This is a genomic window from Georgenia ruanii, from assembly GCF_009193175.1.
GTDB classification, from domain to species: Bacteria; Actinomycetota; Actinomycetes; order Actinomycetales; family Actinomycetaceae; genus Georgenia; species Georgenia ruanii.
The window spans coordinates 330,134-350,898 of record NZ_VUKE01000001.1; the positions used below are offsets into that span (position 1 = coordinate 330,134).

Consider the following 20,765-nt stretch of genomic DNA (forward strand, 5'->3'; position numbering starts at 1 on the left):
GGCCGGTTCCTAGGCTCGGTCCATCCTGTGCCCTGCCGACCCGTCGAACGGGTCGACGGCCTGACGCATGCCCCAGGGAGGGAAGACGTTGCTCATCCCGACGGTCGAGGACGGCCTCGAAGCGCTGCTGCGCGAGAGCCTGCCCCTGCCCGCCGAGGTCGGTGACGTCTCCTTCGACCCGCCGTCCGGGACCTGGTCCGCCCAGGTCAACCGGATCACGGTCAACCTCTTCCTCTACGCCGTCTCCCGCAGCCCCCAGCCACCCCTGCCGCCGGCCTCCCGCGCGGGCGCCGCCGGCATCGAGCGGCGCCCCTCGATGCCGCTGGTCCAGCTGTCCTACCTCGTCAGCGCGTGGGCCGGCACCACCCGCGACGAGCACCAGCTCCTCGGCGACGTGCTCACCCAGCTGCTGACCCACCAGGTGCTGCCGGTGCGGCACCTGCCCGCGACGCCGACGTCCTCCGTCCAGCTCGCGCTGGCCGCCGACGAGGTCAACCGGCCCCGGGAGCTGTGGGCGGCGCTCGGCGGCAACCTCAAGGCCTCCTTCACCCTGGTCGTCACGACGGCGAGCGACGCCTTCGGGTGGGAGCCGGCCGCCCGCGGCGTGGAGACGATCGAGGGCCTGGCCGCCCCCGTGCCCGCGCGCCCCGCCCCGGCCGGGTCGCGCTCCGCCCGGGCCGCCGCGGGCGGAGCCGCCCGGACTCGCCGCGCCGGCGGCGTGGTGACCTCCGCCGTCGCCGAGGGCCGGTCGTCACCGTCATGAGGGTCTTGAGCACCACCGACGTGCTGGACGTCGCGCCCGGCGGGTCGGGTGAGATCCCCATCGACGTCGTCAACACCGGCGCGGTGATCGACAGCGTCTCCGCGCGCGTCATCGGGCTGCCCGCCGAGCACGTGACCCACCACCCGGCCGTGCTGCCGCTCTTCCCCGATGCCTCCGGGCGGCTGGTGGTGCGCCTGGACCTGCCTGGGTCCTTCCCGGCCGGGACGCACCAGCTCACGGTGGAGGTCGCCGGGCAGGCACCCGGCTCGGTCCTCGCCCACCACGACCTCGACCTGGTGGTGGCGTCCCGACCCGCGCTGTCGGTGACGGCCGTGCCCAGCACGGTCCGAGGCCGCCGGCACGTCCTGTCCGACGTGGTCGTGCGCAACACCGGCAACCTGCCGTTGGACGTGGTGCTGCGCGCCACCGACTCCGACCGCTCCGTCCAGTGCGCCCTGACCCCCTCGGCGCTGCGCGTCGAGCCGGGCGCCGTGGGGCACTGCGTCGCCGAGATCCGCGGACCCCGCCACCTCGTCGGCGCCGAGATCGACCGGCCGCTGCGGGTGACCGGGACCGCCGGGGAGCTCGAGGAGTCCGTCCCGCTGGTGTACCGGCAGCGACCGACGTTCACCCGGGGCCTGCTCACCGCGCTCGTGCTCCTCGCGATCGTCGGGACCTGGGCGGCGATCTTCCTCTTCGGCCTCTTCCGGGTGCTCGGCGCGGACCCGCTGACCAAGACCGCGCCCGCCTCGTTCTTCGCCGCCGCCGACGCGGCAGCGGGGGCCGGCGGCGCGGCCCCGGCCGGCACCCTCGCGCGCGACGGAGTGCTGCCCGCCGGCGTCGGCGGATCCCTCACCGGCACCGTCGTCGGCGCGACCGACGGCGAGGGGGTCGGCCGCATCACCGTCGACGCCCTGCGCCGGGGCCGGGACGGCCTGGTGCTGGTGGGCTCGGCGGCCACCCAGGCCGACGGCGTCTACGAGGTCGCCGGCCTGTTCCCCGGCACCTACCTGCTCCGGTTCAGCGCCGAGGGCTTCGACACCCTCTGGTACCCCGCCGCGCCGGACGAGGCCGGCGCGCGGGCGGTGACCGCCGAGGCGCAGGGGAGGACCGAGGCCCTGGACGCGGCGCTGACCGGGCACCCGGGCCAGATCGCGGGCACGGTCGACGTCGGCGACGTCACCGCCCCGGTGACGACCACCGTGGTCGCGCGCGCCGTCTGGCCGCCCGAGGGCGAGGAGATCACCGCGGAGACGGTCGCCGCCGCGGACGGCACCTACACCCTGGCGGACCTGCCGGCCCCCGGCTCCTACGAGCTGACGTTCACCGCCGAGGGCTACGCCCCCACCACGATCACCGAACGGATCACCGGCGGGCAACAGCGCTTCGCCCCCCACGTCCGGCTCGGAGCGGGCGCCGGGCAGATCAGCGGCACCGTCACCGACGGCTCCACCCCGATCGGCGGCGTCACCGTGACCACCACGGTGGGCGAGGCCGAGGTGACGGTCGGCACCCCCACCGTGGGCCAGGTGGGTGCGTTCCTCATCCCGGGCCTGCCCACCCCCGGCACGTACGTGCTGGCCTTCGAGATGGACGGCTACACGCCCGCCACGGTCGTGGTCGACCTCGCCGCCGGCGAGTCCCGCACGGACCTGGCGGTGAACCTCCGCGGCGGGGCCGGCACGGTCACCGGCAAGGTCACCGGCGCCGGGGCCGACGGCGGCGGGCTGGGCGGCGTCACCGTCACCGCCGGCGGGGCGCAGACCAGCGTCGAGGCGACCACGCTGACCAGCGGCGACGTCGGGGCGTTCACCCTCGCCGGCCTGCCGCCCGGCCCCTACACCCTGACCTTCTCCCTCCCCGGCTACCAGAGCGTCAGCGTGCCGGTGGACCTGACACACGGATCGCCCGCGCCCGTGCGGGTCACGCTGCGCCCGGCCCTGGGCCGCATCGACGGGGTCGTCACATCCGGGAGGACGGGGCTGGTGGGCGTCGAGGTCCAGGCCACGAACGGCCGCCAGGTATGGACCACCACCACGACCACCCGGCCGGCCACGGGCGGGCAGCCGGCCAGGCCGGGCTACTACCTCTTCGCCGACCTGCCGCCGGGCACGTACACCGTCTCGGTCGCCCAGGGCGGCCGGGTGGTCGCCACCGCCCTGGTGCCGGTCAGCGCGGGCAAGACGGTCCCGCAGGACCTGGGCCTGGGGGGCTGAGATGCGCATCGAGGTCGAACCGCGCCGCCTGACCGTCGCGCCGGGCGAGCCCACCGCCGTGACGGTGCTCATCACCAACACCGAGGACGTCATCGGCGGCTATGCGCTGCGCTTCCTCGGCGCCGATCCCGCCTGGGTCCGGCTGGACGAGCCCGCGCCGCGGCTGTTCCCCGGCGAGTCCACCGTGGTCACCGCCACCTTGACCCTGCCCGCGGGCGTGCCCGCCGGCGCGCGTCGGATGGCCGTGCAGGTCCGCGAGCTGACCGGGTCCGAGGACATCGCGATCGACGAGATCGTGCTCGACGTCCCGGGCGCGCGGGCGGTCGACGTCCGGCTCGACCCGGCCACCGTCACCGGCGGGCGCCGCGCCGGGTTCGACGTCATCGTCCGCAACACCGGCAACACCATGGTCGACGCGGCCCTGGTGGGCTCGGACGACGAGCACGCCCTGTCCTATCGGTTCACCCCGGCCCGGCTGCTGCTCGGCCCCGGCGAGCACGTGGGCACCGAGCTGCGGGTCAGCGCCAAGCGGCGCCTGTTCGGCTCGCCCGTGCCCCGGGCCTTCGAGCTGCGCGTGGATGAGCGGCCCGCCCGCGTGCCCGAGGGGCCGCTGCGTGACGCCGCCGCCCCCGCCCCGCCCGGCCCGCCGCGCCGGCGCCGCAAGCCCAGCGCCACCGAGCGGGCCGCCGCCGCGGCCGCCGCGGCCGCGGCGGTGCCCGACACACCCCCTGCGACGATGGGCGTCTTCCTGCAACGGCCCGTGTTCTCCCGCAGCCTGGTCTCGCTGGCCGGGCTGGTCGCCGCGATCACCGTGTTCGCCCTCGTCATCACGATGGCGCTGAACAGCATCGTCGCCCGCTCGGCCGCCGACCGGGACCTGGCCCTGCAGGTGGCCCAGGCCCGCGCGGGCGCCGCGACGTCGGGCACGTCGGGCCTGTCCGGCCAGGTGCTGCTCATCTCCACCGGCGAGCCGCTGGTGGGGGTGTCGGTGGACGTCTTCGACGAGGCGGAGACCTCCGCCCCGCGCGCCACGACCGCCTCGGACGAGGCCGGCGCCTGGGCGTTCACCGACCTGCCGGCGGGCACCTTCAAGCTGCGCCTGCGCGGCGCCGGGTTTGCGGAGGTCTGGTACCCGGCCGCCGCCACCGACGCCGAGGCCGCGCCCATCGAGGTGGCCGCCGGCGGCGTCGTCGACGGCCTGACCGTCCTGCTGGGCGGGGTGCCGGCCACCGTGTCGGGCACCGTCGTGGGCGCCGACGTCGCCGGCGCCACCGCCCGGCTCGAGCTGCCGCTGGACTCCCCCGCGCTGGCCGGGCAGGTCCCGGCCGCCGACCTCGCCGCGGGTGGCGGGACGTCGGGCCCGGCGGACGCCGGTGCGGCCGGCGGACCCCGGATCCCCGGCGCCGTGGTCCGCACCGTCCCCGTGGGCGGCGACGGCGAGTTCGCGCTCGAACAGATCCCCTCCCCTGCCGTGTACGACCTCGTCGTGACCAAGCCCGGCTTCAGCGAGCAGGTCCAGCGCATCGACCTCGCCGCCGGGGAGACGCGCGCCGACCTGGAGATCCAGATTCTCGACGGCGACGGGTCCATCGCCGGGCACGTCACCGGTGTCGGGGGGCCGATCGGTGGCGCGACCGTGACCGCCACCTTCGGCGAGACCACGGCGCGCACGGTGTCGCTGACCCAGGACGACGTCGGCGCCTTCACCCTGCGGGGCCTGCCCACCCCGGGCACCTTCACCGTCGTCGTCAGCGCCGAGGGGCACGCTCCCGCCACGCTGAGCCTCACCCTCAGCCCCGGCCAGCAGCTCACCGGGGTCGCCGCGACCCTCGGCGCCGCGTCCGGGTCGCTCGGCGGCACCGTCACCGCGCCCGGCGGGGGCGGCGGGGTGAGCGTGACCGTGACCGACGGGTCCGACGCCCGCCAGACCGTCACCCAGTCGATGGACCCGGTGGGCGCCTGGCGCCTCGCCGGGCTGCGCATCCCGAACACCTACACCGTGACCTTCACCCGGGCGGACCTGGAGTCCCAGGTGGTCTCGGTCAGCATCGACGGCTACGGCAACGTCACCGCCGGGGCGGCCGGCCCGGACCGGGTGGACGCGGCCATGCGCTCGGCCACCGCCACGCTGCGCGGGACCGTCGCGCAGTACAAGGACGCGAAGCAGACGTCGAAGGCGCCGGCCCCCAACGTCCAGGTCACCGCGAGCTCCGGGACGGCCCAGTACGCCGTGACCACGGCCTCCCTCGGCGGCGACGTCGGCGTGTTCGTGCTGGAGAACCTGCCGCCGGGCACCTACACGGTGACGTTCACGCGTCGCGGCACCTCGCCGATCTCCGAGATCGTCACGCTCGAGGCGGCCCAGGTCCGCACGATGAACCCGGTCCTGGTCGCGCCCGCCTCGATCACCGGCAAGGTCACCGCCCGGGACGGGGCCGGCGGGCTGACCGTGCGCCTGTACCCGGCCGCGCAGTACGGCACCGGCGCCCCGCCGGCAGCCACGACCACCACCGCGGCCGACGGCACCTTCACCTTCGCGGACGTCGACGCGCCCGCGCACTACATCGTCGAGGTCCTGCGCGCCGGGGTCCCGGCCGCGACCTCGGCGCCCCTGACCGTCGAACCCAGCGGCACGGCCCAGGCCAGCCTCACCATCGACCCCCGCAAGCCCGAGCCCACGCCGTCCCCCACCTGAGGCGCCCTCCCATGACCACCTACCTTCCCGCGCCCGGCCACGCCCCGAGCGTGATGCTCGAGCCCGGTGCCCACGCCCCCGCCGGGCACGACGCGGTGGTGCGCGTGCACCTGCGCAACCTCGCCAACGCCCCCCGGGACCTGGTCCTCACCCTGCTCGGGCTCGACGCCGAGTGGCTCCCCGGACCGGTGCGCAGCGGCGCCGTCGCCCCGGACGAGACGGTCACGGTGGAGCTGGGCGTGCGGGTGGGGGCCGGCGCGGTGCCGGGCAGCTACCCGTTCGCGCTGGCGATCGAGGCCCACGAGGTGGGCGCCGCCCGCCCGATGGCCCGCACCCTGGTGGACGGTGCGCTCGAGGTCGACCGCCCCAGCGAGGTGGTGCTCACCGTCGAGCCCGCGGAGTCCCGCGCCGTGCTGAGCCGCACGGTCAACGTGGTCCTGTCCAACTCCGGTGAGGAGCCCGTCCCGCTCGAGGTGAAGACCACCACCGAGCGGGGCCTGCGGATGAGCGTGCCGGACGCGCTCACCGTGCCCGCGCGGGGGTCCGTCACGGTGGCCGCGAAGCTGTCGGTGCTGCGGCCCCAGATCCTCGGGCACAACAACCGGATGGCGTACACGCTCACCGCCCGCGGCCGGCAGGCGCCGGCGAGCTTCCGCGGCACCCTCACCGCCCGCCCGCTGCTGGGGTCCACCGGGCTAAAGATCGTCGCCGTCGTCGCCACGTTGGCGCTGTGGGTGGCCGGCCTGGGCCTGGGTGTGCCGTGGCTCTCGACCCAGTTCTCGGGTGACCAGGGCGAGGTGCTCGCTGAGGCGGGCCACGATCCGGCCGGCGGTGACGCCGCGGCAGAATCAGACGGCGGCGAGGACGACGGCGCTGGCGCGACGGGCACGGCGGCCGACGGGGTGCGCATCGGCGGCGTCGTCGCCGGGACCGACCCGGCGGGGGTGCGCGTGGACATCGCCCCGGCGAGCGTCCTGGACCTGCAGACCGTACCGACGGCGCAGGAGGCCGGCGCCGCGCAGGCAGGGGCGGCGGAGGGCACCACCCGTGCGGCCGGCACGGCGGGCGGGACCTCCGGGGCCGATATCACCCTCGCAAGCGGCGCAGGCGCCGAGGGCCCGCCCAGCACCGGCCGGGGCGCCGGCATGCTCGGCATGAGCGTGCCCCTCCCGATCGCCGCGACGGTGGACCGGAAGGACCCGGCCGGCAGGGGCCCGACGGGCAAGACCCCTGCGGGTGCGCTGCCGATCACCCGCACCGAGGCGCTCGACGCCGCCCGGAGCACCTCGACCCTGGAGGACGGCACCTGGGCCTTCGCGGGGATGTCGGCCACCACGAACTACCTCATCACGCTGTCCAAGCCGGGGTACCAGACGCAGCGGTTCCTGGTTTCTGGAGCCGAGGCGGCCGCCGCGGCCCTGGAGACCGAGCTCGTCGCCGGCGCGGGGCGGCTCGCCGGCACGGTCACCGGCCCGGCCGGTCCCGCCGGAGGGGTGGACATCACCATCACCGACGGCACCACCACGGTGACGACGTCGAGCAACACCACCGGCAACGTCGGTGCTTGGGCGGTGGACGGCCTCTCCACCCCGGCCACCTATCTCATCACCGCCTCGGGGGCTGGCCTCGGCGCCCAGGCCGCGCTCGTCACGCTCGGCGCGGGCGGGCAGGAGCGCGTGGACCTCACGTTGAGCTCGTCGGTCACCACCCTGACCGGCAAGGTCACCGGCCCCGACTCCCTCGGCGCCGTCGGTGGCCTGGGCGGCGTCACCGTGACGGCCACCGACGGCACCACGACCCGCACGGCGTCGACGGCCACCGGTGCGCTCGCCGGCACGTTCGTGCTCGCCGACCTGCCCGTCCCGGCGGCCTACACGATCACGGTCAGCGCCGACGGGTACGCCTCGCAGAGCCGCGCGATGGAGCTGACGGCCGGCGCCGCCGCGACGGCTGACTTCCGGCTCGGGGTGTCCAGCGGCGTCGTCCAGGGCACGGTGCGCACACCCAACGGCACCGGGCTGGGTGGAGTCGGCCTCACGCTCAGCAACGGCGAGAACACCTACAAGACGATGAACGCCTCGGACAAGGTGGGCTCCTTCCGGCTCAACGGCGTGGCGCCCGGGGAGTACGTGCTGCAGGCGGAGCTGTTCGGCCACGTCACCGGCTTCGCCCCGGTGAAGGTAGAGGCCGGCGCGGCGGCGACGGCGGACCTCGTCCTCACCCCCATCCCCAACGACGGTCTCGAGCAGACGGGCCGGATCCAGGGACGGGTGTCCGACGCGACCACGAACGGGCAGATCACCTGCCCCTCGGACGTCGCCAACGAGGACTGCGTCATCACCGTCTCCCTCTCCGCGCAGGATGGCGAGGACGGCACACGTCGGGACATCACCGTCACGACCGCCCCGGACCTGGAGTACACGATTCCAGCGGCGGACGACACCGGCCTGCTGCCCGGCCTCTACACCTTGACGATCTCAGCGCCCGGGTACGAGAGCGGCACCGTAAACGTCCAGGTACCGATGGGTGAGACTGTTCAGGCCAACTCAGTGGCGCTGTACCGCTCGCCGTCGATCACTGGAACGATTTCCGCGCGGCTGGGAAGTGTGCCGACGAAGCCGGGCGAGGGGACCTGCGTCCTCGCGGTACCCGTTGCCGATACTTCGGGTGCAGCAGACTGTGTCACGGGCCAGGACGCACCGGGAAACCTCATCTGCACCGTCCAGACAACGGCGGGCACCCCTATCGCGCCAAGCGACACAGTTGCACGGTGCGCTCCGGTACAGACTGACGGCTCATATACCATCGAGCACCTCTCCGCCGGGGTGTACCAGGTCAGCGTGGAGACACCTGAGCCAGGACCGGAGCCCGGAGCCAGCAAGTACCTCAGGGTGTCCCCCGTCCAACTCACCCTCGAAGCGGGCGAAGTGCGCCGATACGACGCCACGCTCGACCGGCTGGGGCACCTCAATCTCACAGTCCTGCGCGACAGCGGCAACTCGGTCTTGGAACCGGCCAACGGAGCCCTCGTCACGGCCAAGGGGACAACGGAGAAGTCCGAAGCCACCGTCGTGGATGGCTTAGCGTCGTTTACGCAACTCGTCGCCGGAGAGTACACGATAACCGCCGACCTCGGCGGCCCCAAAAACTCCCTCACGGTTCACATCAGCAACAATCAGGAGATTTCCAGGCAGCTCGTCCTCACCTCTGGTGTCGCGGATTTCGAGGGGCAACTGTTCGCTGACCTCGGCGATTCCTCGCCGAACCCCCTCAAAGAGATGACGATCAAGCTCACCGGAATCGTCAGCTACTCCGGGCTTGTGCCCATCCGGAGAGAGGTGACTGCAATCACCGATAAGTCCGGCCGGTTCTTCATCGACACCAATGGCGACGGCCGCTACCTGACCGAGGCCGAGAACGACCCGCCGGTCACGGCGTTCGCCCTGATTAGTGATCAGATCAGCATCCACGTGCCGGCACAAGATGGCTACAAGGCCTATACCCAGACCGGGATATCCATCTCAAACCTGGGCGCAATCGAGATCGAGCCCGCTGGCCAACAGTTCACCGGCAACATCACTGCCGAACCCGCAGATCCCCACCTCGATTACAGCACGGTGGACTTTGTGGTCCAACACGCTCCAGTGGCCGCGGCCAACGCGCGGCTGGAGGCTACGAAAAATGGACGGTTGGTGTGGCGCGACCCTTTACGTCAGGCCGCCGATGACACGGCCCCCGCGTCCGGCACCCTGATTCGTCCCGGGCACTACACGGTCGTTGCGACCCTATCCGGGTACTCCCCAATCACCTTCCCCATCGTGGTTGACGTTGGCGTGAAACCGCCGAGCGTAAACATCGCCCTGCCGAAGATCGCAAGCATCTCCGTCGCGGTGTTTGAGGTCGCCACGGATGAGAATCCGGGTGTGGTCATCGGTAGTATCGACGGGCGGACGAAGGTCAAGAACCCCGTCGTCACACTGACACCGCCCGCCGGAATCGCAATCTCACCACCCGCCGAACTGGGCTCGAACACCGTACACTTCGGCCGGCTCGCGCCCGGCGAAGGGTACCGTTTGCGGATCCAGGCGGCTGGGTACGCCTTTTACACAGAACCTTCTTTCGCGATCGAGCCGGGGGACAGCCATACGATCAATGTTGCCGTCACCAAGCTCGGCTGGATCCAGGGCACGGTCAAAGCAAGCAGCGGATCGAGCACCGCGCAGTCTGCGATTCCCGGCATCGAGGTGAGTGCCACCTCCGATCGCGGAAATTTCAGCGCCATCACCGACTCCAACGGTGGGTTTACGATCGCAGGCTCCGCCTCGGAGCAGGGACTACTCGCGGGCGAATGGGCGGTATACGTCACCATTCCAGACGGCTATACCACCTCGTGGGTGAATGGGAGGACGGTGAGCGTTGGCAATGGAAATAAAACACCACTCACGATCATCCTCGACCCTAAGGCGGTAAACATCCGGATTGAGGCCTGGGATTCGACCATTGCCAGCACAGTTGCCGGACTTACTGTGAAACTTCAACCCACTAGTGGCACGCCCCGCGAGCACCTTACGGAGGGTGTGGAGGGCGGCCGACACTTCTACGAGTTCCTCGATGTCCCACCTGGGTTCTACACGGTCCAGATCCTCGGGGAGAACTACAACCCGATCACCCAGGGCGTCACTGTGCGAGTCAACGAATCGCCGCAGTATTTCACTGTACCGATCGCTGGTAGAGCAAACACCGTGTCCGGAACAGTCCTCGGGCAACAAGGAGGCGGTGTCCCGACGGCCGTTGTTGGAGCGAGCATTAAGCTCAGCACAGTCGGCCGAGCGGAGACCGTCGGCGGGGAGGTCTCAAGTGGCACAACTGACCAGGCAGGCGCATTCGAACTGACGAACGTCCCAGACGGCTCGTACGTCCTTGAGATCGCCAACACCGCGGTGTACGCCGGAACGACGCGATACTTCTCCGTCTCCGGCGGTCAGATCCTCGCGCTCGAGATCGTGCTCTTCACGGTCACTCACCAGGTCGTGGTCGACATTAACTCCGTCAACAAGTTCAACCTCACCGGTTCCGTGGTCACCCTAAGCTCGGGAAATAAGAAGCTGGCAGCCCAGCCCGCGGTGTGGACCGGGTCCGGGTCGACGATCTACCGCGCCACGTTTACCCAGGTCGAGCCGGGAGACTGGACCGCGAAGGTTTCACTGCCGCCGGATCGGCTTGGCTTCGCTGAAAGTGCGCTCACCAGGACAATCCAAGTGGATGGCGAGCGAACTGCGGATTCAGGCGAGGTTGGCGACGACCATGTGCAGATAGACATCGAAGAGGTTGGCCTTGCGCTCGCCGCCGTGGCGACCGATGGCGCCCCGACCGTCACGGTTACTGCCACCCAGGGTTCTACGACCACGGCCGCTCTTGAGTTAATTGCTGGTGCGGGTGCGCGGACCGCATATCTGCCTCAGGATACCTACACCCTCACAGCGACGACGGAGAACGGATGGACGGTCAGCCCAGCGACCGAGCGGGTGGAAGCCACGGAAAAAAGCCATTCAGCGACGCTTTTCGTAAGCAAAGCAGCTGGAACGGCACCCTCGACATCGACATCCACCACAATCGACGTGGCGCCCAGTACGAAGATCACCATCGGTGAGACGACCAACGTCACCCTCACCGCGCGAGTACGCGAGGACACCACCACCGCCGTCGTGACCACCGGCACGGTCACATTCCACCTGGGCGGCACTTGGCTCGGCACCAAGAACCTCGGCACCGACGGCCGGGCGACGCTCAGCCTCGACGCGACTGCACTAGCCCTGTGGCCGACCGGAACGTCAACGATCACCGCCACCTTCAACGGACACGGCACCTACTACAGCTCTGACGTGACCACCACGGTGAAGGTGATCCGCACCGACGCGGTCCCGATCATCACAAGAACCACTATCAACGTGGCACCCAGTACGAAGATCACCCGCGGTGCGACAACCAACGTCACCCTCACCGCGCGAGTACGCGAGGACACCACCAACGCCGTCGTGACCACCGGCACGGTCACATTCCACCTGGGCGGCACTTGGCTCGGCACCAAGAACCTCGGCACCGACGGCCGGGCAACGCTCAGCCTCGACGCGACTGCACTAGCCCTGTGGCCGACCGGAACCTCAACGATCACCGCCACCTTCAACGGACACGCCAACTACTACAGCTCTGACGTGACGGTAGAAGTCACCAATGAATCTCCCTAATCCTGAGCCGGATCGCTTTAGCCCTGTTAGCCACAGTTCTGGGTGCCAGATTGATTGGCCTGGTTTTGCCTCGTTGGACGAACTCTTGCCCACAAGGTCACGCACGCAGTGCTTGTTCGCGTTGCCGGCGCCGATGAGGCGGGGACGCTGCATTTCACCCGTTCACGTGCTGCCATGCCGACGTCAAGGTCGTCAATATCCCCGCGCTCCGTCAGGTTGAACTCGGCGGTGCCCGATCACCTGAAGACATACGCGCGCCCGCAGCTCGGGCTCAGATCCTCCCTGACGGACCGCCATATGAACGAGGGTTACGCATGGAGGCGCATGCTGGGGCGATCTGTCGCGCGAGAGTATTGCGTGCCGTATTGAGACGCGTACCGGGCGTGGCGTACACCTGATGCATGGCAGATCGCGTGGGCGGTGACGTCCACGCGAGATGCCGACGCCGATTTCGATGCCTCCTCCTTCGCGACTGCGGCCTGGACGCAGGCTCGTTCCGGGCAAGTCGACAGACTCGCGCACGGGATAGGTGCTTCAAAGCACGCTCGACAATCCCACCATCGCGGCGGCGATTGCCGCCGTCGCCACCAGCCACCACCACGGAAACAGCCGCTCCGGCGCGGGCAGCGGCGGCGGAGGCACTACCACGACCACCGGCTCGGGCATCGGCATCGGCATCGGCGCCGGCGGCACCGGGGGCTCCATGCTCGAGCCGCACCGCACGCACACCTCGGCGGCGGGCAGGTTGAGCTCGGCGCACACCGGGCACGGCGCGGTGGCGAGCACGGTGGTCCCGTAGGCGCCGGGCAGCCGGCGCCGTGCGTCCTCTCCCGCTGGGGTCGCCTCCCCCACCGGGTGCTCGGGCCGGGCCCAGAAGAGCGGGTAGTCGCAGCCCGGGCAGAAGTCCGTCGCGCTGCGCCGGGCGAGGTTCACGGTGGTCACCGTGCCGCACTCCGGGCACGCGAGCGTCGCCTCGGAAGCGCCGGCCACCCCCGGCACAGCGCCGCCGAGCGGCAGGGCCCGGGCGTCGGCCGGGGCGTCCGAGGGCAGCGGACCGGCCGCGCCCGCCATGAGGGCGGCGACGTCGGCCTCGGTCAGCACCTGGGTGTCCGCGGTGTCGGGGGAAACGACGGGCGGCGGCATAACCGGCACCAGCGGCGGCGCCGTCGGGGTCACGCCCGGCTCGGCGCCGGAGACGTCGGTGGTCATCGCTGCTCCTCCCCGTACGGCCGCAGCTCCTCGCTCGGCGCGGCCACGGCCACGGCCACGGCCACCGGACGGTCGCCGTCCCCCGGCCACACCCTACGGCTCCCGACCCACAGCTCGGCGCGCACGTGCGCGGGCACCTCGTCCTGGACGAGGGCGACGAAGTCGGCCTCCTCGAGCACGCCGGTGGAGGTCACCTTCATCACCACCCAGGCGGTGTCCGCGGGCGCCTCGCCCTCGGCCCAGACCCCTCCCCCGTCGGTCACTGTGGCCGGGCCGCCGCTGAACAGCTCGAGGAACTCCTGCAGGCCCGCCGCGGTGCCCCGGCGGGCGAGGATGCGGGCCGCCCCCGCCACCAGCCGCCGCTGCACCTGCTCGGGCATGGCCGCGTCCACGCCGTCGAGCCCGATCCACTCCCCCAGCCAGCGCAGCATGGCCGGCGGGGTGATGGTCGGGTCGGCCAGGTGCGGCAGGTTCTCCGCGTGCGCCAGCAGGGTGTCGGCCTGGGCCTGGAAGATGGCGACGAACCGGGTGAAGAAGTCGTCGGTCAGCATCCCCGGCGGCAGCTGGCTGACCAGCCACTGCGGCCTCACCGCACCACCACCCGGTGCTCGGCGGAGAGGAAGAGGGCGTGCGGGTCCAGCCGCAGGGTGTCCCGGCCCGACCCCAGCCGCCGCCCGGTGCGCAGGTCGTACTCGAACAGCACGACCTCCTCGACCCGCTCCACGCCCTCCACCGCCTCGGCGAGCTGGGCGACGGCGGCCGCCGTCAGGTCCGTGTCGAAGGGCCACCCGGTGCCGTCCGGCCCGCCGGTGAGCGGGTTGACGTAGCGCACCAGCACGTCCAGCACCCGCTGGCGCACCAGCGCCGCCGGCCGGCCGGGCAGCGCCCGCACGAGGGCCGCGACGCTGACCCCCTGGTAGAACGGGGTGCCGAGCTCGACGGCGACCCCCACCGGGCGGCGCGCGTCCAGCGCCCGGGTGATCGCGCGGCGCAGCGGCCCGGACAGGGCGAAGTCGTCGATGCGGTGCGTCGCGGGGCTGGTGCGCACCTGCGGCACGACGAGCACCCGCACCGCCCCGGTGCCGGCGCCGGGCAGGCAGCGGGCCCGCGCGACCTCAACGGAGGTCTGGCGGGTGATGCGCTCGAAGTCCCCGGCGGTCACGGCCCGCTCCCCGGTGCGCAGGCTCAGCGGGCCGCGCACCTTCGCCTCCTCCACGGTCTCGGCGTCCACCCCGCCCGCCGCGGGGGCGAGATTCTCCACGCCGGTCACGAACGGCACGGTCGAGCGCAGCTCGGTCAAGGTGCCCGCCCCGACGTTGCCGGCGGCGCCGCCGCCGTGGCGGTAGCCGGTCACCACGATCTCCGCACCGTCGGGCGGGATCGCGCCGTGCTGGCGCAGCGTCCCGTCCGGGTGGCGCACCTGGGGGCCGAACCGCACCTCGCCGGTGACCGAGTCCCACATGACGTGCCGGTCGTGCGGGCCGGAGGCGGCGAAGTTCTCCACCTCGGCCCAGTCCTCGACGCCGTGGAGGTGGACCACGCGCACGCACTCGCCGTCCCGGCGGGCCGCCACCGGCACGGCGGAGACCCGGAAGGTCTGCCCGGGCACGCCGGCGGAGCGGCCCAGGGACTCGCGCCCGGCGCCGCTGGCGTGCTCGGCGGGCACGGTGATGCCCAGGGCGTGGGCGGACAGGGACCGGATCCGCGGGGAGGCCTGGTAGGTGGGCTGGCCCGGCGCGGGGTGGAGCAGGCGCACCCGCAGCCAGTGCGCGGGGGTGCCGGCCAGGGTGAGCGGGGCGTGGGCGGGCGGGACGATGAGGACGACGTCGCCGTCACGGTTGAGTCCGCCGGTGGTGTCGGCGTGCACGCGCACCGGCAGCCACGCCTCCCCGCCCCACACCTCCCACGCCAGGGGCGGGTTGGCCGGGTCGACGCCGATCCCCTCGGCGGTGGCTTCTACGGCCAGCCGCACCACGAGGCCAGCCAACGGCTCCGCGAAGCCGAGGTAGGCGCAGTCGCCGGGGGTGATCGGGTCGGAGTCGAAGCACACCATCGCCGAGCCCGGGTAGGTCAGGTCCTCCAGGGCGTCGACCGTCTGCTCCTCGCGGGCCCGGGCGGTGTGCGCGGCGGTGAGCACCGGCGGGACGACCACGGCGTCCCGCGTCGTGGAGAAGACCACCCCGCCGCGGCCGGCGTCGGCGGTGGCCACCTGGGTGCCGGCGGGGACGGGGACCGGCTGCTCGGCGGGGGCGGAGAGCCAGAACGTCAGGTCGGCGCGGGCCACCGCCGGCGGGAACGGCTCGATGCCGACCAGGTTCAGGAAGTGCACGAACAGCTTGTCGGGGACCTGGTTGACCCGGAACAGGACCATCTCGCTCATCCAGGCGAACAGCTCGATGAGGGCCACACCCGGGTCGGAGACGTTGTGGTTCGTCCACTCCGGGGTGAACCGGGGGATGAGGCGCTTGGTCTCGTCGACGATGTCCTGGAAGGAACGGTCGTCGAGGTTGGGCGGCGGCAGCGGCATCAGATGTCCTCGCGCGGGATGACGTAGAAGGGGTAGACGAGGTTGCGGCGGTCGTTGGTGGCCTTGACGCGGTACGTGATCGCGATGCGCACCAGGGCGGCGTCGTCGTCGTCCTGGACCGGCGAGACGTCCTCGACCTCGATGCGCGGCTCCCACTGGGCCAGCGCGTCGCGCACCGCCTCGGCGATCAGGCCGATGAGATTGGCGTTGACCGGCTCGAAGACGAGGTCCCAGATGCGGCAGCCGAACTTCGGACGCATGAGCCGCTCGCCCGGCGCGGTCAGGAGCACCATGCGGATGGACCGGTCGAGGTCCTCCGGGCCCTGGGTGAGCCGGATGGCCCCGGTGTGGTCGACCTCGAGGGGCCAGCTGAAGCCGCGCCCGATGAAGGAGTGCTGCTCCTCCCCCGGCCGGGGGTACGTGGTCTCCATCAGTTGATCTGCACCATCCCGCCCTTGATCGTGGTGGTCGCCCCGCCCTGCACCGCCGCCGTCGCCGAGCCCTGGACCTCGGCCTGCGCGCCGGAGATGGCCGCCTTGGCGACCGCCTTGGCGTTGACGTTCAGCCCGGAGAGCTCGAGGTCCTGGGTGGCCTTGATGCTGATCTTCAGCCCGGAGATCTCGATGGCGCCCTTGCCGTCGAGGACGATCTCGGCGTTGCCGGCGGCCAGGCGCAGCGGCACGCCGGCGGGCACCTCGATGTCCGCCCGGTCCTTGCCGAGCCGGACCTTGTGCCCCTCACCGGCCAGGGCGAGGAGCACGTGCTGATCCCCCGGTGCGGTGCCGTCGCCGAGCTCGACGACGTGGCCCAGGCGCGAGGTGAAGCGCCGGTTGACCACCTTGCCGGAGGCGATGGCGCCGGCGGGGACCTTGTTCTTGGTGCCGAACAGCCCGCCCAGGACCACCGGCCGGCGGGCGTCGGCGTCCTCGAACCCGACCAGCACCTCGTCGCCGACCTCGGGCGGGGCCACCAGGCCGCGGCTCGCCCCGCCGCCGATGGCGGCCACCCGCGCCCAGCCGGAGGTGACGGTGTCCGACAGCGCCGAGTACTTCACCTTGACCCGGCCCCCACCGCCCTCGTCGTTGATGTCCGTGACGGTGCCGATCACCAGGCCGTGGTGGGCAAAGCTCGACGGCGTCGCGCCGGTGCCCCCGGTGAGCCGCGCGGGCTCGCGGTCCCCGGCCACGAACCGGGTGTGGAACCCGCCGGGCCGGTAGACGTGCTCGACCTCCTGCACGAAGTACTTCCCCGCGGCCGGGCCGACGCCGGCGACGTCGACCAGCACCCCGGGGCGCAGCCCGGGGGTGATCGTGCAGCGGCCCTTGGCGGTGACGGTGCCAGTGGCGCGGGCCCGGGCCTGGGCGAGCTGCCCCGCCTCCGCGGCGTCGGCCGGGCCGACGGCGGCCGTGAGCTGCTCGGCGGCCTTGGCCCGGTTCGGGGCGACCACGCGGGCGAGCCCGGCCGGCACGGCCCCCCGGTCGATCGTCTTGGTGGTCGTCATCGCCTGCTGCTTGACCGGGTCCCAGCCCCGGACGGTGACCGACGAGGGGGCGTCGGCGGCGATGGTGACGGCGAAGTCGCGCAGCGCGTCGCCGGCCGTCACCTCCACGTCGGGGCCGATGGTGCTGGTGCGCCCCCCGCCGCCCCAGGAGGACCAGAAGTGGAACGTGTCGCCGTCGACCACCCAGTCGTAGCCGACCCGGCGGGCGATCTCGTCCACGAACCCCAGGTCGGTGTCCGTCTGGAGGAGGTACTCGTGCTGGCCGGTGAGCCCGTCGACCTTCGCCGTCACCCCGGCGCCGCCCACCACCTTCTTGACGACGTCGGCGTAGCCGGACTTCAGGAACGTCTGGGCGCGGCTGCTGCGGGTCAGCTCGTACGCCGCGTCCTCGACGACGGCGACCAGCTCCACCGTGCCGGCCTCGCGCTGCTCCAGGGCGACGGAGGTGACGGCGCCGCGGAAGACCTCCGTCAACGGGCTGCGCTCCCGGACCGCCCGGGCCGAGACGGCGACGGCGGTGCCGACGGTCAGCCTGGCCTCGGAGGTGAGGGCGTAGCCGGGGTCGGCGAACCGCATCGTGCAGCGCCCGACGGTGCGCAGCGCCCGCTCCACGCGCAGCTCGACCAGGGCGTCGGTCCAGCGCGCCGCCAGCTCCGTCCCGCCGACCTTCACCACCGGGCTGAGGGACATCCCGTCGGAGGGCGACACGGTGACGCTCATTGGTCCAGCCTCGGGATGGTCAGGACCGAGCCCGGCCGCAGCGCCAGCGGATCCTGCACGGCGTTGGCGGTCGCGAGCGCGCGCCATCGGGTGGCGTCGCCGTAGTACCGGGCCGCGATCCGGTCGAGGGTCTCCCCGGACTGCACCCGGTGGACCCGGTGCGGGTTGGGCGTGCCGGACGTCGGGTTCTGCGGCCCGAAGGCCTTCGACGGCTCGTACTGGTGCAGCACCAGCGCCATCGTGGCCCGCAGCGGGGTGCCGTTGGAGGCGAAGTAGGTGAAGGTCAGATCGAGGTCGGCGATGACCGCCTTGAAGGAGTGCGGGTCGCCCCAGTGGAAGGTGACGTAGGGGGGCCGGACGTTGCTGGTCGCCGGGTCCGCCCCCGGCAGCGCCGGGTCGACGTCCATGAGGGCGAGGATCTTCCCGGTGTATCGGGTCACCGCCGTGCCGTCGCTGGTGGTGTCGAAGAACAGCTCGAGCGCCATCTGGCCCGGCCGCGCGCCGGCATAGCGCAGCCGCGGCACCCCCCGGCCCGGCATGGCGTCCCCGGCCCAGAGGTTGGACCGGCTGATCGCCAGCTGGGCCGGGTTGAACAGGCAGGGCAGCCGCTCTCCTCCCTCGAGCTCGAGGAACGCCTTCTCCGGGCCGGACATCAGAACACCCCCATGCCGCCGCGGCGGCCGCGGCGCTCGAGCTCGGCGACCACCCGTTCCTCGACCCGCTCGACCACCAGGTCGACGATCTCATCCAGGTCGAGGCCGAGCTGACCCGGCACGTCCAGCTCCCGACGGCGGAACGCCAGGGCCGTCGCGGGCGCTGCCAGCCCAGCGCTCGGCACGGCGGGATGACGCACGCTCATCGTGGGTCCTTCCTGTCGGGGATGGCTGAGGCCGCTCGGGGTGAGGTCCCCCGCGGGCGCTCCCACGCCGCCCGCGCCCGACCCGTCCAGCGCCTGCAGGGCCGCGAGGGTGCGCGGCAGGCCCTTGGCCGCCGGGGGGCCGGCGAGACGCGCGTCGGCGTGGCCGCGCCCGGGGGCCGCGGCGAGGGCGGACGCGCCGGGGCCCGCCAGGAGGCGGCGGAGCAGCTGCGGCGTCGCGGAGGTCGGGGGCAGCACGGCACGGCCGGCGACCGCCGAGGTGCCGGGCCGGAGGGCGGCTCGGGCCGCCCACGCGCCGCCGCGGGCGCTCGCCCGCTGGCCGGCGCGGTACGCCGAGGCCCGGAGCGCGCCGTCGGGCCCGACCTGCGCCGAGCGGGCGCCGTCGTGGCCGGCTCGAAACGAGCCGGCTCCGTCACGCTGTGCCCGCACCAAGCCCATGCTGTCGCGGGCTGCCGTGGCTGCGCCGTGAACGATGCGCTGCCCCGGCGACGCGGCACGGGCAGGGCGCTGTCCCCTGGTCGAGCCGTGGTCGTCACCTGCCCCCGGCTTCACCGCCGCGCGCCGGTTCCACCCATGGGCCGACGCCGCGCTGGCGAAGAGCTCGGTCGAGGGGGCGAACATGCTCGGGTGGGCGCCCGGCTCGGTGGCGGCGTAGCGCTGGTGTGCACGGCCTCGCCCGGACCCATGGGAGCCCGCGGGGAAGGGCGGCGCGGCGAACTGCCCCGTGCGCCTCGGTTGCAGCAACCGCACGGTGGCTGGGCGGGATGCGGGCGCGATACCCAGCGTGCTGCGGGCGGCCGTGCGCGCGGCGCCCGCGCGGAGCCGACGGATGGGGGGCACGCTGGACGCCGCGCGGCCGGCGAGCCGGCTGACGATGCGCCGGGTTCGCCCCTCGTCGGCCGACACCATGCGCCCCGCGCCGCCGCCGAACCCGCCCTCAAAGCTGTTGGCGTTCCCTGCCATGACCGACGGGATGCCGAGCACACGCGCGTGCGCCGAGGTGGCGGTACTGGTCACCCATCTCGTCCCGCTCCCGGCGCTGGGTCGCCCAGACCGGGCGGCCGCCGGTGCCGCCGACCGGGTGTGGGGCCACGCCGCCGCCCGGTGCACCGACCAGGAGGAGGCGTGGCCCCGGCGCGCCGGGGCCGCCATGGTGGCGGCCGCCGAGATGGCGGCGATCGCGTCGCCGGCGGTGCCGCCACCCAGCGCAGCGTCGCCGGCGGATGCGCGGGCGGCTCGGGGCGCCGTCGGCGCGACGCCGGTCCGGCGGGCGGGCGGGGCGTCCGGAGCCGCCGGGGCTCCCGCCGTTCCGGGGTCTACCGCGTGGCCGGCGGACCCCGTGACGAATCGGCGCCCGAGGAAGGCGGTCGTGCCGGTCGCCGCCACCCGGGCGAAGGCCGAGGTCGCGCGCGTCACGACCGCTCCCCCGGCGCCCGCCGCCGCCGAGGGCAGAGCGGCCCGGGCACCCCGGGCGGATCGGGCCGACAGCGGCGGCGCAGCGGGAAGGGGCGCGGCCGCCATGGGGAAGCGGCGCAGCGACGTCGACGACCGTGCGACCACGGCGCGGGGCGTGCCGGGCGCGGACGGGACGGACACGGGCGCTCCCGCCGTGGCTGTTACCAGGTCCTGCGGCGCGGTGGTGGTCTGTCCGGCGTTCACGGCCGTACCCGCGCCGGGCTCGCTGCGCGGCTGCTGCTCATCGGGCGCCGGAGGATCCGCCCGGCGTGCCTGAGCCGTGCCGGCCGGCCCGGGGCGCGCGACCGCGCCCGCGCGGGCGACGACGTCCGGCTGGGACGTCGGCCGAGAGTCCGACAGCGCGCGCAGCCGGCCCGCGGGTAGCTGCCCGGCGTGCCCGGTGCTGGAGCGCGCCGGGGACGCCGCCGGTGCGGTCGCCCCGGCTGTTCCGAGTGCCGCGGGTTCTGCGACTGCCCGGACCATGCTGGGTGGGGTCTGCGGGCCGGTGGAGGCCGGCGAGGGGGCGACCGTCGACGCGCGCTCGCGGGTCACCGGGA

General features: G+C 73.2%; 11 protein-coding genes. 4 read left to right on the plus strand and 7 right to left on the minus strand.

All coding sequences use genetic code 11. The features are described from left to right. Positions 1-67 precede the first annotated feature (67 nt). The 4 genes from GD880_RS01555 to GD880_RS01570 are packed head-to-tail and all read left to right on the plus strand — an operon-like array spanning position 68 to position 11,919. Entirely contained in the window at positions 68-763 is a 696-nt protein-coding gene (locus GD880_RS01555) for a DUF4255 domain-containing protein (RefSeq protein ID WP_152229860.1), read from the plus strand. Positions 764-768: 5 nt separating this feature from the next. Then, positions 769-2,979: a carboxypeptidase-like regulatory domain-containing protein gene (locus GD880_RS01560; protein WP_193314311.1), complete on the plus strand. Its 2,211-nt coding sequence runs from the start codon at positions 769-771 to the stop codon at positions 2,977-2,979. A gap of 1 nt (position 2,980) precedes the next feature. Beyond that, positions 2,981-5,674: a carboxypeptidase-like regulatory domain-containing protein gene (locus GD880_RS01565; RefSeq protein ID WP_152229862.1), complete on the plus strand. Its 2,694-nt coding sequence runs from the start codon at positions 2,981-2,983 to the stop codon at positions 5,672-5,674. A gap of 11 nt (positions 5,675-5,685) precedes the next feature. Further along, positions 5,686-11,919, plus strand: a complete 6,234-nt coding sequence (locus GD880_RS01570) for a carboxypeptidase regulatory-like domain-containing protein (protein ID WP_152229863.1) — start codon at positions 5,686-5,688, stop codon at positions 11,917-11,919. A gap of 534 nt (positions 11,920-12,453) precedes the next feature. Here the strand turns inward: GD880_RS01570 and GD880_RS01575 are convergent. Genes GD880_RS01575 through GD880_RS01605 form a run of 7 tightly spaced genes read right to left on the minus strand, consistent with a single transcriptional unit; the run spans position 12,454 to position 19,182 of the window. Then, positions 12,454-13,128: a hypothetical protein gene (locus GD880_RS01575; protein ID WP_152229864.1), complete on the minus strand. Its 675-nt coding sequence runs from the start codon at positions 13,126-13,128 to the stop codon at positions 12,454-12,456. Next, the gene (locus GD880_RS01580; RefSeq protein WP_226909295.1) at positions 13,125-13,718 is read right to left on the minus strand and encodes a phage tail protein; all 594 of its coding nucleotides are present in this window, start codon (positions 13,716-13,718) and stop codon (positions 13,125-13,127) included. Before GD880_RS01580 ends, GD880_RS01575 begins: the two co-directional genes overlap by 4 nt. Further along, positions 13,715-15,655: a putative baseplate assembly protein gene (locus GD880_RS01585; protein WP_152229865.1), complete on the minus strand. Its 1,941-nt coding sequence runs from the start codon at positions 15,653-15,655 to the stop codon at positions 13,715-13,717. Before GD880_RS01585 ends, GD880_RS01580 begins: the two co-directional genes overlap by 4 nt. Continuing rightward, positions 15,655-16,086 (minus strand): GPW/gp25 family protein, encoded by a 432-nt coding sequence (locus GD880_RS01590; RefSeq protein WP_152229866.1) that lies wholly within the window; start codon positions 16,084-16,086, stop codon positions 15,655-15,657. Before GD880_RS01590 ends, GD880_RS01585 begins: the two co-directional genes overlap by 1 nt. Beyond that, positions 16,086-17,876 (minus strand): phage baseplate assembly protein V, encoded by a 1,791-nt coding sequence (locus GD880_RS01595; RefSeq protein ID WP_193314312.1) that lies wholly within the window; start codon positions 17,874-17,876, stop codon positions 16,086-16,088. The genes GD880_RS01590 and GD880_RS01595 overlap by 1 nt, the downstream gene beginning before the upstream one ends. After that, on the minus strand, positions 17,873-18,529 hold the full coding sequence (locus GD880_RS01600) for a CIS tube protein (RefSeq protein WP_152229868.1): 657 nt from the start codon (positions 18,527-18,529) through the stop codon (positions 17,873-17,875). The genes GD880_RS01595 and GD880_RS01600 overlap by 4 nt, the downstream gene beginning before the upstream one ends. Further along, positions 18,529-19,182 (minus strand): hypothetical protein, encoded by a 654-nt coding sequence (locus GD880_RS01605; RefSeq protein ID WP_152229869.1) that lies wholly within the window; start codon positions 19,180-19,182, stop codon positions 18,529-18,531. The genes GD880_RS01600 and GD880_RS01605 overlap by 1 nt, the downstream gene beginning before the upstream one ends. Positions 19,183-20,765 lie beyond the last annotated feature (1,583 nt).

Excerpts from the sequence above, each read along its gene's own strand:
- GD880_RS01555 (WP_152229860.1), top strand. The coding sequence starts at position 68 with ATGCCCCAGGGAGGGAAGACGTTGCTCATCCCGACGGTCGAGGACGGC.
- GD880_RS01565 (WP_152229862.1), top strand. The coding sequence starts at position 2,981 with ATGCGCATCGAGGTCGAACCGCGCCGCCTGACCGTCGCGCCGGGCGAG.
- GD880_RS01570 (WP_152229863.1), top strand. The coding sequence starts at position 5,686 with ATGACCACCTACCTTCCCGCGCCCGGCCACGCCCCGAGCGTGATGCTC.
- GD880_RS01575 (WP_152229864.1), bottom strand. The coding sequence starts at position 13,128 with ATGACCACCGACGTCTCCGGCGCCGAGCCGGGCGTGACCCCGACGGCG.
- GD880_RS01585 (WP_152229865.1), bottom strand. The coding sequence starts at position 15,655 with ATGCCGCTGCCGCCGCCCAACCTCGACGACCGTTCCTTCCAGGACATC.
- GD880_RS01590 (WP_152229866.1), bottom strand. The coding sequence starts at position 16,086 with ATGGAGACCACGTACCCCCGGCCGGGGGAGGAGCAGCACTCCTTCATC.
- GD880_RS01595 (WP_193314312.1), bottom strand. The coding sequence starts at position 17,876 with ATGAGCGTCACCGTGTCGCCCTCCGACGGGATGTCCCTCAGCCCGGTG.
- GD880_RS01600 (WP_152229868.1), bottom strand. The coding sequence starts at position 18,529 with ATGTCCGGCCCGGAGAAGGCGTTCCTCGAGCTCGAGGGAGGAGAGCGG.